The organism is Brachybacterium sp. NPDC056505 (assembly GCF_042794925.1).
GTDB lineage: Bacteria > Actinomycetota > Actinomycetes > Actinomycetales > Dermabacteraceae > Brachybacterium > Brachybacterium kimchii.
The window spans coordinates 49,866-63,339 of record NZ_JBHTSV010000004.1 but is presented as its reverse complement, the minus strand read 5'-3'; the positions used below and the strand labels follow the sequence as shown (position 1 = coordinate 63,339).

General features: G+C 71.9%; 16 protein-coding genes and 1 tRNA gene. 13 read left to right on the top strand and 4 right to left on the bottom strand.

Features of this window, described 5'->3' with window-relative positions:
- Window positions 1–54: 54 nt before the first annotated feature.
- From ACFQ53_RS04335 to rdgB, 8 genes are all read left to right on the top strand, one after another.
- Window positions 55–438 carry a DUF3039 domain-containing protein gene (locus ACFQ53_RS04335; protein WP_249479299.1) on the top strand — a complete coding sequence of 128 codons (384 nt, stop codon included), beginning with the start codon at window positions 55–57 and terminating at the stop codon, window positions 436–438.
- A gap of 55 nt (window positions 439–493) precedes the next feature.
- Window positions 494–2,341, top strand: coding sequence for a DEAD/DEAH box helicase (locus ACFQ53_RS04330; RefSeq protein ID WP_377855827.1), 1,848 nt, complete (start codon window positions 494–496; stop codon window positions 2,339–2,341).
- Between the two features lie 104 nt (window positions 2,342–2,445).
- Entirely contained in the window at window positions 2,446–2,793 is a 348-nt protein-coding gene (clpS, locus tag ACFQ53_RS04325) for an ATP-dependent Clp protease adapter ClpS (RefSeq protein ID WP_377855823.1), read from the top strand.
- Complete coding sequence (locus ACFQ53_RS04320) at window positions 2,793–3,437, top strand: DUF2017 family protein (protein ID WP_377855820.1); 645 nt, start codon at window positions 2,793–2,795, stop codon at window positions 3,435–3,437. The genes clpS and ACFQ53_RS04320 overlap by 1 nt, the downstream gene beginning before the upstream one ends.
- 97 nt (window positions 3,438–3,534) lie before the next feature.
- Window positions 3,535–4,350 carry a glutamate racemase gene (gene murI, locus ACFQ53_RS04315; RefSeq protein WP_249479303.1) on the top strand — a complete coding sequence of 272 codons (816 nt, stop codon included), beginning with the start codon at window positions 3,535–3,537 and terminating at the stop codon, window positions 4,348–4,350.
- Window positions 4,347–5,141, top strand: coding sequence for an MBL fold metallo-hydrolase (locus tag ACFQ53_RS04310; protein WP_377855817.1), 795 nt, complete (start codon window positions 4,347–4,349; stop codon window positions 5,139–5,141). The genes murI and ACFQ53_RS04310 overlap by 4 nt, the downstream gene beginning before the upstream one ends.
- Window positions 5,142–5,246: 105 nt before the next feature.
- Window positions 5,247–6,026 (top strand): ribonuclease PH, encoded by a 780-nt coding sequence (gene rph / locus ACFQ53_RS04305; protein ID WP_249479305.1) that lies wholly within the window; start codon window positions 5,247–5,249, stop codon window positions 6,024–6,026.
- Window positions 6,023–6,694, top strand: a complete 672-nt coding sequence (gene rdgB / locus ACFQ53_RS04300; protein WP_377855812.1) for an RdgB/HAM1 family non-canonical purine NTP pyrophosphatase — start codon at window positions 6,023–6,025, stop codon at window positions 6,692–6,694. Before rph ends, rdgB begins: the two co-directional genes overlap by 4 nt.
- A 48-nt stretch (window positions 6,695–6,742) precedes the next feature.
- Here rdgB and ACFQ53_RS04295 read toward each other — a convergent pair whose 3' ends face one another.
- Both ACFQ53_RS04295 and ACFQ53_RS04290 read right to left on the bottom strand, forming a co-directional pair.
- On the bottom strand, window positions 6,743–7,279 hold the full coding sequence (locus tag ACFQ53_RS04295) for a DUF4916 domain-containing protein (RefSeq protein WP_377855809.1): 537 nt from the start codon (window positions 7,277–7,279) through the stop codon (window positions 6,743–6,745).
- Window positions 7,280–7,312: 33 nt separating this feature from the next.
- Entirely contained in the window at window positions 7,313–7,948 is a 636-nt protein-coding gene (locus ACFQ53_RS04290) for a histidine phosphatase family protein (RefSeq protein ID WP_377855806.1), read from the bottom strand.
- A 523-nt stretch (window positions 7,949–8,471) separates the two neighbouring features.
- Here ACFQ53_RS04290 and ACFQ53_RS04285 point away from each other — a divergent pair.
- Window positions 8,472–10,343 (top strand): DUF222 domain-containing protein, encoded by a 1,872-nt coding sequence (locus tag ACFQ53_RS04285; RefSeq protein ID WP_377855803.1) that lies wholly within the window; start codon window positions 8,472–8,474, stop codon window positions 10,341–10,343.
- Between the two features lie 172 nt (window positions 10,344–10,515).
- Here the strand turns inward: ACFQ53_RS04285 and ACFQ53_RS04280 are convergent.
- Window positions 10,516–10,597, bottom strand: a tRNA-Leu gene (locus ACFQ53_RS04280).
- Window positions 10,598–10,684: 87 nt separating this feature from the next.
- Here ACFQ53_RS04280 and ACFQ53_RS04275 point away from each other — a divergent pair.
- Entirely contained in the window at window positions 10,685–10,858 is a 174-nt protein-coding gene (locus ACFQ53_RS04275) for a DUF3618 domain-containing protein (RefSeq protein WP_228358047.1), read from the top strand.
- A gap of 92 nt (window positions 10,859–10,950) precedes the next feature.
- Here ACFQ53_RS04275 and ACFQ53_RS04270 read toward each other — a convergent pair whose 3' ends face one another.
- Window positions 10,951–11,478 carry a YchJ family protein gene (locus ACFQ53_RS04270; protein ID WP_377855799.1) on the bottom strand — a complete coding sequence of 176 codons (528 nt, stop codon included), beginning with the start codon at window positions 11,476–11,478 and terminating at the stop codon, window positions 10,951–10,953.
- 45 nt (window positions 11,479–11,523) lie between these two features.
- Here ACFQ53_RS04270 and ACFQ53_RS04265 point away from each other — a divergent pair, with 45 nt between their 5' ends.
- The 3 genes from ACFQ53_RS04265 (at window position 11,524) to ACFQ53_RS04255 (ending at window position 13,446) form a co-directional block, all read left to right on the top strand.
- Entirely contained in the window at window positions 11,524–11,964 is a 441-nt protein-coding gene (locus ACFQ53_RS04265) for a GNAT family N-acetyltransferase (RefSeq protein ID WP_377855796.1), read from the top strand.
- Between the two features lie 64 nt (window positions 11,965–12,028).
- Window positions 12,029–12,613 carry a sugar O-acetyltransferase gene (locus ACFQ53_RS04260; RefSeq protein WP_377855793.1) on the top strand — a complete coding sequence of 195 codons (585 nt, stop codon included), beginning with the start codon at window positions 12,029–12,031 and terminating at the stop codon, window positions 12,611–12,613.
- A 68-nt stretch (window positions 12,614–12,681) separates the two neighbouring features.
- Window positions 12,682–13,446 carry an SDR family oxidoreductase gene (locus ACFQ53_RS04255; RefSeq protein WP_377855790.1) on the top strand — a complete coding sequence of 255 codons (765 nt, stop codon included), beginning with the start codon at window positions 12,682–12,684 and terminating at the stop codon, window positions 13,444–13,446.
- The last annotated feature ends 28 nt before the right edge of the window (window positions 13,447–13,474 follow it).

The following is a 13,474-nucleotide window of genomic DNA, read 5'->3' as shown; positions in this document are numbered from 1 at the left end:
CTGCCACGCCGACTACCCTCGGGAGCGACGACGATCAGCCCGAAGGAGCCTGACATGCCCTCGATCTCCGATCCCGACCGCCTCGACCCGTATCGCGAGGACCCCGGCCAGTCGCCCGGTGCGACCGCCGTGCTGGACCGCGAGACCAAGGAGCGCGAGGAGAAGACCGACGACGGCGACCACGACCGGTTCGCCCACTACGTGCGCCGCGACCGGATCACGCAGGCCGCCCTCGACGGCACGCCCGTGATCGCCCTGTGCGGCAAGGTGTGGGTGCCCGGGCGCGACCCCAAGAAGTACCCCGTGTGCCCGGAGTGCAAGGAGATCCACGACGGCCTGCGCGAGCCCAACGACGGCGGCGACGGATCGGGCGGAGGCAAGGGCGGCTCGGGCGGCGGCCGCGGCGGGTTCCGCGGCTTCTTCGGCGGTCGGCGCTGAAGGACCGCTCCGTCGGCGATTCCTCACATCCCGCCCGCCGTGCCCCGGCGTCGGGATGTCCGGGCGCGGCGGTAACGTGGTCCGCGCTGTGACACCACCGACGACACCCCAGACAAGCGACCCGCACCGGCCCTCGACCGCGGCGGCGCAGTCCCTCCCACCGGCATACCCGGAGCGCGCCGCCTGGGGCACGGCCCCGAAGCTGCGCGCCTGGCAGTCCGATGCCCTCGCGATGTACCGCGAGCGCGCCCCGAAGGACTTCATGACGGTCGCGACGCCGGGCGCCGGCAAGACCACCTTCGCGCTGCAGATCGCCGCGATGCTCCTCGCCGAGGGCACCGTGCGCCGCGTGACCGTGGTGGCCCCGACCGAGCATCTGAAGACGCAGTGGGCGGACTCCGCCGCGCGCGTGGGGATCTCGCTCGACCCGAACTTCACCAACGCCCAGGGGCGCCACGGCGCCCACTTCCAGGGCGTCGCGATCACCTACGCGCAGGTCGGCATGAATCCGATGCTGCACCGGGCCCGCACGGAGTCCGAGCGCACCCTGGTGATCCTCGACGAGATCCACCATGCCGGTGACGCCCTCACCTGGGGCGACGGCGTGCGCGAGGCCTTCGGCCCCGCCACCCGGCGCCTGGCCCTGACGGGCACCCCGTTCCGCTCGGACGACTCGCAGATCCCCTTCGTGGTCTACGAGGAGGACTCCGAGGGCTTCCTGCGCTCGAAGGCCGACTACTCCTACGGCTACGCCGACGCGCTGCGGGACAACGTGGTGCGCCCCGTCATGTTCATGACCTACTCGGGGCGCATGCACTGGCGCACGAAGACCGGCGACGAGGTCTCCGCGCAGCTCGGCGCGATCGAGACCAAGGACATCACCCAGCAGGCCTGGCGCACCGCGCTGGATCCCAAGGGCGAGTGGATCCAGGCGGTCCTCGCCGCGGCCGACAAGCGCCTGACGGAGATGCGCCGCCACGTGCCGGACGCGGGCGGCCTGGTCATCGCGACCGACCAGAAGACGGCGCGCGCCTACGCGGCGACCCTCCACGACATCACCGGCGAGGAGATCACGACCGTCCTCTCGGACGACGCGGGCGCCGGCAAGCGCATCGAGGCCTTCTCGGACTCCGATGACCGCTGGATGGTCGCCGTGCGCATGGTGTCCGAGGGCGTGGACGTGCCGCGCCTGGCCGTCGGCGTCTACGCGACCTCGACCGCGACCCCCATGTTCTTCGCGCAGGCCGTCGGCCGCTTCGTGCGCTCGCGGACCCGTGGCGAGACCGCGAGCATCTTCCTGCCCTCGGTGCCGATCCTCACGGCTCACGCGGCCGCCATGGAGGAGGAGCGCGACCACGTCCTGGATCTGCGTCCGCCCGAGGGCGATGCGGAGACCGGGCTCGACGAGCACCTGATCGAGGAGGCCAACCGACCCGAGCAGGCCTCCGACCAGCTCGAGCTGTCCTTCGAGGCCCTCGAGTCCCAGGCGTCCTTCGACCGCGTCCTCTTCGACGGCGGCGAGTACGGCGCCGGGGGAGACGCCGGCAGCGAGGACGAGCAGGAGTTCCTGGGCATCCCGGGCCTGCTCGATGCCGACCAGATGCGCACCCTGCTGCAGGAGCGCCAGGCCAGTCAGATGGCCCGCCGCTCGAAGAAGGGCGAGGGGGCCGCGAGCGAGGCGGACCGGGCGATCCCCGTCGTCGACCACCGGCGGCTCATGGACCTCCGCAAGGAGCTCTCCTCCCTGGTCTCCGCGTGGGCCCGCAAGTCCGGCACCCCGCACGGCCAGGTCCACAACTCCCTGCGCTCGCGCTGCGGAGGGCCCGCCGTGCCGCAGGCCAGCGCCGAGCAGATCGAGGAGAGGATCGCGGTCGTGCGCGGATGGTTCGTCGGCCGCCGCTGAGGACCGGGCCCGCACACCGCTGGGACCGAGCTGACCGCTCCGTCCCAGCCGCTTCGTAGAATCGACGGACCACGCGGTCCACGCGACCCCGGAAGGAGGACGCCGTGCACGGACACGATCCCGACATCGACACCGACACCGACACGGGCGGCGGCTCGCGGACCGTCGGCGTCCTCGACCCCGAGCGCGCCGCGCAGGCCGAGGACCTCGAGGACGGCCCCTGGCAGACGGTCGTCTGGAACGACCCCGTGAACCTCATGAGCTACGTCGTGCACGTCTTCCGCACCTACTTCGGGTTCAGCCGCGCCCGCGCGCACGAGCTCATGCAGCAGGTCCACGAGCAGGGCAGGGCCGTCGTCTCGCGCGGCTCGCGCGAGCGCGTGGAGTCCGACGTGCAGGCCATGCACTCCTACGGCCTGCGCGCGACCCTCGAGCGCACGGAGGAGGGCTGATGGCCCACGCGTTCCGCCCCCGCCCGGGAGGCGACATCGCCTGCCGCCTGGACGGCGAGGAGAAGGCGATCATCAGCCAGGTCGCCCAGGAGGTCGCCGAGCTCATCCGGCACGACCTCGACCTCCGCGAGGAGCCCGGGGCGGTGCGCGCCGCCGCCGGCTCGGACGACCCCCTCGAGCGCCTCGAGGCCGAGTTCGCGCAGTCCTCGGTGCGCGCGCCCCGCGACACCGCGGTGCGCCGGCTCTTCCCCGACGCGAGCACCGACGCCGCCGTCGCCGAGGAGCTGCGGCGCCTGGGCCAGCAGGACCTCGCGACCGAGAAGATCGAGGACCTCACCCACCTGGTGCGCACCCTCGACGGCAGCGGCCCGGGCGACGGCGAGGTCACCGTCCCCGCCGACGACGTCGCCTCCTGGCTGCGCGCCCTGAACGACGTGCGGATCGTGCTGGCGGACCGGCTCCACATCGCGAACGACGGCGACTTCGAGACCCTGCGCATGCTCCAGCAGATCGGGGAGCGCGTCGAGGACGCGCCCCCGCTCGAGGACGAGGACGGCGTGGCCGGGGCCGACGTCGTCGCGGCCGTCTACGAGCTGCTCACGTGGCTGCAGGAGAGCCTGCTGCGCGCGATCGACGAGTACTGATCGGAGGGCCGGTCGCGGCCCCGCGGACGGTGTGATGTCCCGCGCACTGAGTGCGTCCTCACTGAGGGCTGAAAGGATCCTGCCTACTGTGGGGCAGATGAGCAACGCGCCGATCGGGATCTTCGACTCCGGGGTCGGGGGCCTCACGGTCGCCCGAGCGATCCTGGACCAGCTGCCGCGCGAGGAGCTCCTCTACATCGGGGACACCGCGCACACGCCCTACGGCCCCCGTCCCATCGCGGAGGTCCGCGCCCTCGCGCTGGGGATCATGGACGACCTCGTCGAGCGCGGCGTGAAGATGCTCGTGATCGCCTGCAACACCGCGAGCGCCGCCGTGCTGCGCGACGCCCGCGAGCGCTACGACGTCCCCGTCGTCGAGGTCATCCAGCCCGCCGTCCGCCGCGCCGTGGCCGCGACCCGCAACGGCCGCGTCGGCATCATCGGCACCCAGGCGACCGTGGGCTCCCGCGCCTACGACGACGCCTTCGCCGCCGCCCCGAGCCTGCAGATCACCTCCGCCGCCTGCCCGCGCTTCGTCGAGTTCGTCGAGCGAGGCGAGACCCAGGGCGACGAGGTCATCGGGATCGCCGAGCAGTACCTGGCGCCCGTCCAGGAGGCGGGCGTGGACACGCTCGTGCTGGGCTGCACCCACTACCCGATGCTCACCGGCCCCATCAGCTACGTGATGGGATCCGAGGTCACCCTGGTCTCCTCGGCCGAGGAGACCGCCCTGGACGTCTACCGCCAGCTCGTGGCCGGCGGCATCCAGCGCACGGACCCGAACCCCCCGGCGCACGTCTTCGCCGAGACGGCGCCGCACGACGGCACGCCCTCGATGTTCTCGCGCCTCTCCCGGCGCTTCCTGGGCCCGTCCGTGACCATGACCGCGACCCTCCCGGTGGTGACCCCATGAGACTGACCGTCGTCGGCTGCTGCGGCAGCTTCGCCGGACCCACCGGCGCCGCCTCGAGCTACCTCCTCGAGCAGGAGGACGAGGACGGCCGCACCTGGCGGATCCTCCTGGACCTCGGCAGCGGCGCCTTCGGGCCCCTGCAGGCGCACATCGACCCCGCGACGCTGGACGCCGTGGTGATCTCCCACCTGCACCCCGACCACTTCCTGGACCTCACCGGTCTCGAGGTGTTCTGGGCGTACAACGCCCGTGACCTGCCGCGCCTGCCGATCTTCGCCCCCGACGGGCTCGCCCACCGCCTGCGCGCGGTGCTGGGCCGGGAGGGCGACGTCCCGGACGGCGTCACCTGCGTGCCCTTCGACCACCGTCCGATCCGTGACGGCCAGGAGATCGAGATCGGGCCGTTCCGCATCGAGATCGGCGCCGTCCGCCACACCGTCGAGTCCTTCGGGATGCGCGTCGCCGCGGGCGGCGGCGTGCTGACCTACTCGGGCGACACCGACACCTGCGACCGCCTGCTCGATCTCGCGCGCGGAGCCGACGTCTTCCTGTGCGAGGCCGGGTACATCGAGGGCCGCGACGACCGCTTCTCGGGCGTCCATCTCACCGGCCGGCGCGCGGGGGAGGCCGCCGCCGCCGTCGGCGCCCGCAGCCTCGTGCTCACCCACATCGCCCCCTGGACCGACCCGGAGGTCACCCTGGCCGAGACCCGCGCGGTCTTCGACGGGCAGATCACCATGGCCCGCCCGGCGCTCGTGGTCGGGACGGAGTCCGTGCGCGCGCTGCCCTGAGCGGAGCCCGCTCCTGAGCGGAGCGCACGGCCCCCGGGCCGATATCCTCGACTGCGTCCCGCGGGCCCCGCCCGCCACCCGAGCAGCGAGAGAGGTGCGCGGCCCATGAGCGCGACCACCCCCGAGACCCCCCGCACCGGTCCGAGCACCGACGGCCCCCGCGTCGACGGCCGCACGGCCGATGAGATGCGCGAGGTGAGGATCACCCGCAACTGGCTCGATCACGCCGAGGGCAGCGTCCTCGTCGAGTTCGGCCGCACCCGCGTGCTGTGCGCGGCCTCCTTCACCGAGGGGGTGCCGCGCTGGAAGAAGGGCTCAGGCAGCGGCTGGGTCACCGCCGAGTACGCGATGCTGCCGCGCGCGACCTCCACCCGCTCCTCCCGCGAGAGCGTGAAGGGCAAGATCGGCGGACGCACCCATGAGATCTCCCGCCTCGTCGGCCGCTCCCTGCGCGCCGTCGTGGACATGGAGGCCCTGGGCGAGAACACGATCCAGCTGGACTGCGACGTCCTCCAGGCCGACGGCGGCACCCGCACCGCCGCGATCACCGGCGCCTACGTGGCCCTCGCCGACGCGATCTCCTGGGGCAAGCTGCACGCCGCCGTCCCCGCCGCCCGCGAGGTCCTCACCGACTCCGTCTCCGCCGTGAGCGTGGGCATCGTCGACGGCGAGGCGCTCCTGGACCTCGAGTACCGCGAGGACGTCAAGGCCGAGACCGACATGAACGTCGTCGTCACCGGCTCCGGCTCCTTCGTCGAGGTCCAGGGCACCGCCGAGGGCGCGCCCTTCGACCGTGCCGAGCTGAACACCCTGCTGGACCTCGCCGTCGGCGGCTGCGCCGACCTCTCGGCGCTCCAGCGCGAGGCGCTCGAGGGCCGGCGATGAGCCTCGCGGACGGGAACCGGGGGACCGGCGGGACGCAGATCCCCGCGGACGCCCGCATCATCATCGCGAGCCACAACCAGGGAAAGCTCCGCGAGCTGCAGCAGATCCTCGAGCAGATCGTCCCCGGCTTCGAGGACGGCATGCTCGTCTCGTCGGCCGGCCTCGAGCTCCCCGACGTGGTCGAGGACCGCGTGACCTTCGAGGGCAACGCCCTGCTGAAAGCCCGCACGGTGAGCGCGGCGACGGGCCTGATCGCGGTGGCCGACGACTCCGGTCTCGCCGTCGACGTGCTCGGTGGCAGCCCCGGGTTCCTCTCCGCCCGCTGGTCGGGGCGCCACGGCGATGACGAGGCCAACAACGACCTGCTCCTCGCCCAGATGGGCGACGTGCCCGCCGAGCATCGCGCCGCGCGCTTCGTGTGCGCGGCGGCGCTGGTCGCGCCCGACGGCACCGAGCGCGTCGAGCGCGGCGAGATGCCGGGCCGCCTGCTCACGGAGCGCCGCGGAGAGGGCGGCTTCGGCTACGACCCGCTCTTCGTGCCGGCCGACCAGGCCGAGGGGCAGGAGCGCACCGCGGCCGAGCTGAGCCCCGAGGAGAAGAACGCGATCTCCCACCGCGGCAAGGCGTTCCGCGCGATCGCGGGGGACATCGCCCAGCTGCTGCGCTGAGCGGGCGCCCGGCCGGGCCCGACCCGCAGGGCGGGACCGGCCGGGATCTCAGACCAGCCCGGCGTGGGCGAGGGCGCGGCGCACGACCACGTCGTGACCGTTGTCGAGCTCGGAGAGCACCTCGCCCTCGCGCAGCTCCTCGACGTCGAACCAGGTGAGCTCGAGCGCGTCCTCCTGCGGGGCCGCCTCGCCGTCCACGGGCACGATGTACGCGAGAGAGATCGCGTGCTGCCGCGGGTCGGTGAACAGCGACTGGCCGGGCGTCGGGAAGTACTCGGCGACCGTGAACGGCACGGGCGAGACGGGGATCCGCGGCATCGCCATCGTGCCGAGGTCCTTCTCCACGTGCCGGGCGATGGCCTCGCGCAGCGTCTCGTGCACGAGCACGCGGCCGGAGACGATCGCGCGGATGATCCGTCCGCTCCCGGATGCGCGCAGCAGCAGCCCCACCTGCGTGATCGCGCCGTCGACGTCGGTGCGCACGGGCACCACGTCCACGTAGGCGATGGGCAGGGCGCGGCGCAGCTCGGCCATCCTCTCGGGCTCGAACCAGGCGCCCTCGGCGTCCACGGCGGTGCGGCTCATGTGTCCTCCTGGAAGGTCGGGGAGTGGTGCGGCTCAGAGTCCGTAGGGACGCAGGTGGTGCTCGGAGAGCGGGAAGCGCGGCGAGGCCCCCACGGGCGCGGTGCGCGCGGGCTCCTCGGCGGCCTCTCCGGCGATCATCTCGACCTGCCACGACTCGCCCTCGTGGCGCAGCAGGGACAGTGCGCCGTTGGGGATCGAGGGCAGGTGCGTCCCGGTGACGCCGGAGAGCAGCAGGCGGATGAAGGTGCCGTGGGCGACCACGAGCACGTTCTGGTCGGCGAAGCGCTCGGCGAGATCGTCGAGCGCGAGGTAGCCGCGATCGGCGACGGCCTGCAGGCCCTCGCGCCCGGGGAACGCGCGCCCGGGGTAGCGGGCCTCCATCTCGGCGACGTCGTGCCCCTCGGCCTCGCCCCAGTCGATCTCCGCCAGGCGTGGATCGGTCCCGACGAAGGAGATGCCGTGGTCCTCGGCGATGATCCGCGCGGTCTCCTCCGCGCGCCCGAGCGGGGAGGAGACGGCCGCGTCCCAGGCGATGTCCGGCGCGCCGTCCAGCGCGTGGTGCGCCTGCTCACGGCCGGTCGCGTTCAGCGGGATGTCGCTCGAGCCCTGGAACAGGCCCCGCAGGTTGTAGTCGGTCTGCCCGTGTCGCACGAGGCCGAAGAGGGTCATCGTCGGGAACGCTCCTGAGGACGAAGAGGGATGGGGCCGACGGGGCGGCGGATGCCGCGCATCGTCATCCCGGCCAGGGTAGCCGTCCGCGGCGGTGGTCCGGTGTCCAGGGTCAGGGGGCGTGCGGGCGGGTGGACGGAGGGGATCGGCGCTTCGCGGCTGAGGCGGCGTCGCTGGCGACGGAAGTGCGCGGGGAGGGCAAAGGGAGGGTCTCGTGTCCCGTCGTGCTGAGGGGTTCTCGGATGCATTCATCGGTTCCTCCACAGGGGGTGTTTTCCACGGGGTTATCCACTGCGGGGTGGCGGATGCAGACGAAGCGGGGAATATCCGCAGGTTTATCCACATTCTCGATTGAGCTCTGGTTTTCGGTGGCGCGGCGGGATAGAATCGGACATATCGAGAGCGGACGGCAACGACTTCATTGGTGAGGTCGACGAATCTTGTGATTGCGCCAGTCGAATCAGTGTCCCGATCAAGATATCTCGTGTGGGGCCGTGGAATGCCGGGGAAGGGGGCGGGTGACATGAGTGCGGTGGAGCAGCCGGAGTCGCAGGGTCGTCTGGACCTTCCCGGAGAGGCGGCAATCGAGTCGACGTTCACGATCCTCGATGACTTGGAGAAGATGTCCGAGCGTCAGCGGGAGGACATGCATGTCCACACGCCCCGGTTCGTGGCCGCGCCCCCGGAGGGTGTGAAGCCCTTGTTCGTCGTGAAGGAATCCAAGAAGCCTGTCTGCCGTGATGTCGTGGCGCGCAGGGTGAAGGCCCGCCCGGATGCGGAGCTCACCGCGCAGGTCCGTGCCCTGTGGGACGAGGGCGTCGACGAGTCCTATGAGCTCTCCCGCCGGTTCGTGGCCCTGGCACCGTTCTGGGCGGGACGCGAGGACATGGACGCCGACCCCTTTGAGGTCGAGCAGAAGGACCTGATGGTCGCTGTCGCGATGCGGTGCACCCGCGGCCAGGCCGCCAAAGCCATCACCGACGCCCACCGGGCCGTGGACCTCCTGCCTCGCTGCACCCAAGCCCTGGAGGCGGGTGAATTCCCTGCGGAATGGTTCCGGACCCTGCTGCGGCGCACCGCGGATTTCACGCCGGCGGAAATGGTGCTGGTGGATGTCACGGTCGCCTCGTGGTGTCTGGCGATCATGCCGAGAGTGTTCACGAAATGCCTCGACCTCCTGGTGACGAAGATTCAGCAGCGACACCCGAAAGAACCCGAAGAAGTCTCCGCGACCCGCCGCCGCATGGTCCTGGACCCCGGAACACTCGACGGCGTGGCCTCCCTGCGGATCATCGGCCCGGCCCCGGAGATCAAAGCCCTCGCCGGGAAGTTCGATCAGGCGGCGCGGGCGATCCAGAACGCCCAGCGTCACGCCCTGATGGAGGGCACGGAGATCCCGCTGGATCCGGATCGTCAGGTCGAGAACGAGGGCATGCCCCTGTCGCTGAACCTGATCCGGTACCACCTCGCCCACGCCGCCCAGCTCGACACCGGCGGCATCACCGTGCCCGAAGCCAGATTCCGTCTGAACGTCCTCGTCCCCTTCCTCACCCTGGCCGGCGGCGACGACGCACCGGGTGTGCTCGAGGACGGGACCCCGATTCCCGCGCAGATGGCGAGAGAGATCGCCGGGAAGAGCGAGGAATGGTTCCGAGTCCTCACAGATCCCTCGAGCGGGGAGTTTCTGCCGCGGCCGGCGGACAAGTACCGGCCCACGGGGGCGATGCTCGAACACCTCCGCCTGCGCGGCCAGTCCTGCGGCGTCCCCGGCTGCGAACGCGCCGCTTCCGTGGCCTCCGAAGCCGACCACATCGTCGAGTACAACCATGCCGATCCCGTGTGTGGTGGTCGGACGGCGGTGGAGAACCTGCACTTCCTGTGCTGGTTCCACCACGCGATGAAAACCGCAGGCAAACTCGACCCCGTCCGCGTGGAGGCCGACGAATCCCCGGCAGGGACCGCGGGCACCGTGTGGGAGATGCATGAACGCTTCCGCGTATTCCGCGAAGACGACACCGACCTCCTCACCCCACAAGCCGTCGCACAGCTCGACGCGGTCTGGGACTCGATGCAACGCAGGCAGGACGACTTCACGCAGCAACGCGAGGCAGAGGACGGGACCAGCGCAGAGGCACCGTCTCCCGATCCCTCGCGCCTGGACTCGCCGTGGCCGATCCGGCCCGGGCCACCTGACCCTTGGCCACGCGTGGACATGGACCACGCCGGAGCAGCTGACCTGGAAGAAGTCCCCGTCGAGAAACCCGTTCGGCGCCGATACCAACCGCTCCCGACGTTCCACTACGACGGAGACATCCCCATCAGCGCCACCACCCGAAAACCACGCAAGCGACAGGATCCGCCTCCGAAGTTCGACCCCGGACCACCACCCTTCTGACGGGCCGAGTCGGTCCGCCCCTCGCAGGGGATCCAGGTCAGAACCCCACCTGTAGAGGGACACACCACCGTGCCCCTCTACACGCACGCCCGAAAACAGGGTGCGGGCCCGGGCTGGCAACCGCAGCGTGCCACTGCCTCGCATCCGAGGTCCGCACGAAATGTGGGATAGGTGCGCGAGGCGGGACTCGAACCCGCACGCCCTCGGGCACTGGAACCTAAATCCAGCGCGTCTGCCAGTTCCGCCACTCGCGCGCCGCACCAGAGTAGCGGTCCGGACGCGGCAGCTCCGTGTGCACGATACGATCGGATCCGTCAGCACCCGACGACCCGGAGGCAGCCGTGGCCAAGAAGAACAAGGTGTCCCTGGAGGACATGCGCCAGGAGGCGACGAGGCGCCAGGACAACCTGGCCTCGGACATCGACGAGCTCGTGGACCGCGTGAACCCCAAGAACGCCGTCGCCCGCTGGGCCAACGAGGCCGTCAGCACCGTGAAGGGCCTCTTCCGCCGCTGACCCGCAGCGCACATGCTCGCCCCCGGCGCGGAACGTTCCGCGTACCGGGGGCGAACTGCGTCCGAGGACCCGCGCCCCGCTCACCGTCCGCGTCAGCCGCGGATCTCCCCGTCGACGTAGACCCACCCCGGCGCCTCCTCCACCCGCCGGAATCGCGAGCGCTCGCGCAGACGCACCTTGCCCGCGCTCCCACGCGCGATCGCCACGAACTCCACGACTCCCTCCGCATCGCCAGGACCGCCCGCGACCACGTCCAGGATCCGCAGCTTCTGCCAGCGCAGGTCATCGTCGTCCGACGCCTCGAGCTCCGCGGCCGACGGGCGCTGCGCCGCGTCCCAACTGCGCCGAAGGTGCGCGGTGTCACCGAGGGCGAAGGCCGAGAAGCGCGATCGCATCAGCGCCTCGGCGGTCGGGGCGTGATGATCGCCGGCGAGGATCGGTCCGCAGCAGGAGGCGAAGGCCTCTCCGCTGCCGCAGAGGCAGGAATCATCAGGAGCGGGAGTCGGATTGGGCTCAGGGGAGGGGGCCGGAGCAGCAGCAGCCGCAGGACCAGCGCCACGCTCGCGGCCGTCGTGCCGCAGGGAGTCGCCGGGGTCATTGGAGGGGCCGGGGGAGGGCATCGCCCCAGTATCCCGCGGAGCCCACCGACTGCGAAGATGACGAGCATGACCTCGCATCTCCCGCCCTGGACTCTGCCGGATGGCCTCGTCGCGAGCACGGAGGCGCCCGCCGTCGACGAGTACGTGCGCCTGCGCATCGCCTCCGGGCTCAGCCCGAGGACTCCCGAGCAGGCGGCGCCGATCCTCGCAGGCAGCTGGGCCTGGCAGATCGTGCGCGACGCCGACGGGGCCCTCGTCGCGATGGGCCGGGTGATCGGCGACGGCGGGTGGTACTTCCACATCGCCGACATGGCGACCGCGCCCGCCCAGCAGGGCCGCGGCATCGGCCGCGTCCTCCTGGACCTCCTCATCGAGAGGATCCGCGCCGCCGCCCCGCCCGACCCCTACATCACGCTGATCGCCGATCCGCCCGGGCGCCGGCTCTACGACGCGACCGGCTTCGTGGACGTCGCCCCGTCGCTCGGCATGCGGCTCGCGGGGCGCTGATCCCGGTCTCCACCACCCGCGCCCCGGCCTCCACCACCCGCCCCTCGCCCGTAGGCTCGTGCGCATGAAGCCCTTCGCCGTCGAGCCCGACGACCCCCGCAGCCAGCTCGAGCGGATGCTCGCCGGGGACTGGTACATCGCCGACGACCCCGACATCCAGCGGCAGTTCCGTCGCGCCCTGCGCGAGACCGCCCGTTTCAACGACGTCTACGCCCAGGATCCCGACGCCTCCCAGGGCATCCTCGGCGGCCTGCTCGGAGGCCTGGGGGAGGGGGCCCACGTGCGGGCGCCCCTGCGCGCCGACTACGGCAGTCGGCTGTTCATCGGCGCCGGCACCTTCGTGAACTTCGGGCTCGTCGCACTCGACGTCGTCGACGTCCGCATCGGCGAGCGCTGCCAGCTGGGCCCGAACATCCAGCTGCTCACCCCGATCCACCCGCTCGAGCGCGAGGCGCGCGCCCAGGGCTGGGAGGCGGCCGAGCCGATCACGCTCGAGGACGACGTGTGGCTGGGCGGCGGCGTCATCGTCTGCCCCGGCGTCACCATCGGCGCGGGATCCGTGATCGGCGCGGGCTCTGTCGTGACGTCCGACGTGCAGCCCGGCGTCCTCGCCGTGGGGAGCCCCGCACGGGTGGTCCGGGAGCTCTGAGCGTCCGGTAGCCTCGGGACGATGCCGGTCGCGCACCGGCGCCCAGACCCCATCGAAGGAGCAGCACCATGTCGTCGACGTCCCTCGCAGGCAAGACCGCCGTCATCACCGGATCCTCGCGCGGCGTCGGCGCGGACACCGCGAAGCTGCTCGCCGCCCAGGGCGCGGACGTGGTCATCAACTACCGGCAGAAGGCGCCCCGCGCCAACAAGGTCGTCAAGGAGATCGAGGAGGCCGGCGGCCGCGCGATCGCCGTCGGCGCCGACCTCACCAGCCCCGAGGAGGTGCGCGGCCTCATGCGCGCGGCCGTCGACGCCTTCGGCAGCCTGGACGTGCTGGTCCTCAACGCCTCCGGCGGCATGGAGGCCGACCTCGGCGAGGACTACGCGATGCGCCTGAATCGCGACGCGCAGCTCGACGCGCTGCTCGCCGGCACCGAGCTCATGACCGACGGCGGCCGCGTCGTCTTCGTGACCAGCCACCAGGCCCACTTCATCCGCGACGTCGAGACCATGGACCAGTACGTCGCGGTGGCGCTGTCCAAGCGCGCCGGCGAGGACGCCCTGGTCGAGCGCATCCCCGAGCTCGAGGCCAAGGGCATCGACCTCGTCGTCGTCTCCGGCGACATGATCGAGGGCACGGTCACCGCGACCCTGCTGAACCGCGCCGAGCCCGGCGCCCTGGACGCGCGCCGCGAGGCCGCCGGCCGCCTGTACTCGGTCGCCGAGTTCGCGGCCGAGGTCGCGAAGATGGCCACGGCCGACGTGAAGACCGGGCACGTGGAGCTCGTCGGCGGCGCCGAGGACTTCCTCGCCCAGTCCACGGATTCCTGAGCGGGGACGCCACGCCGCCCGCATCCGG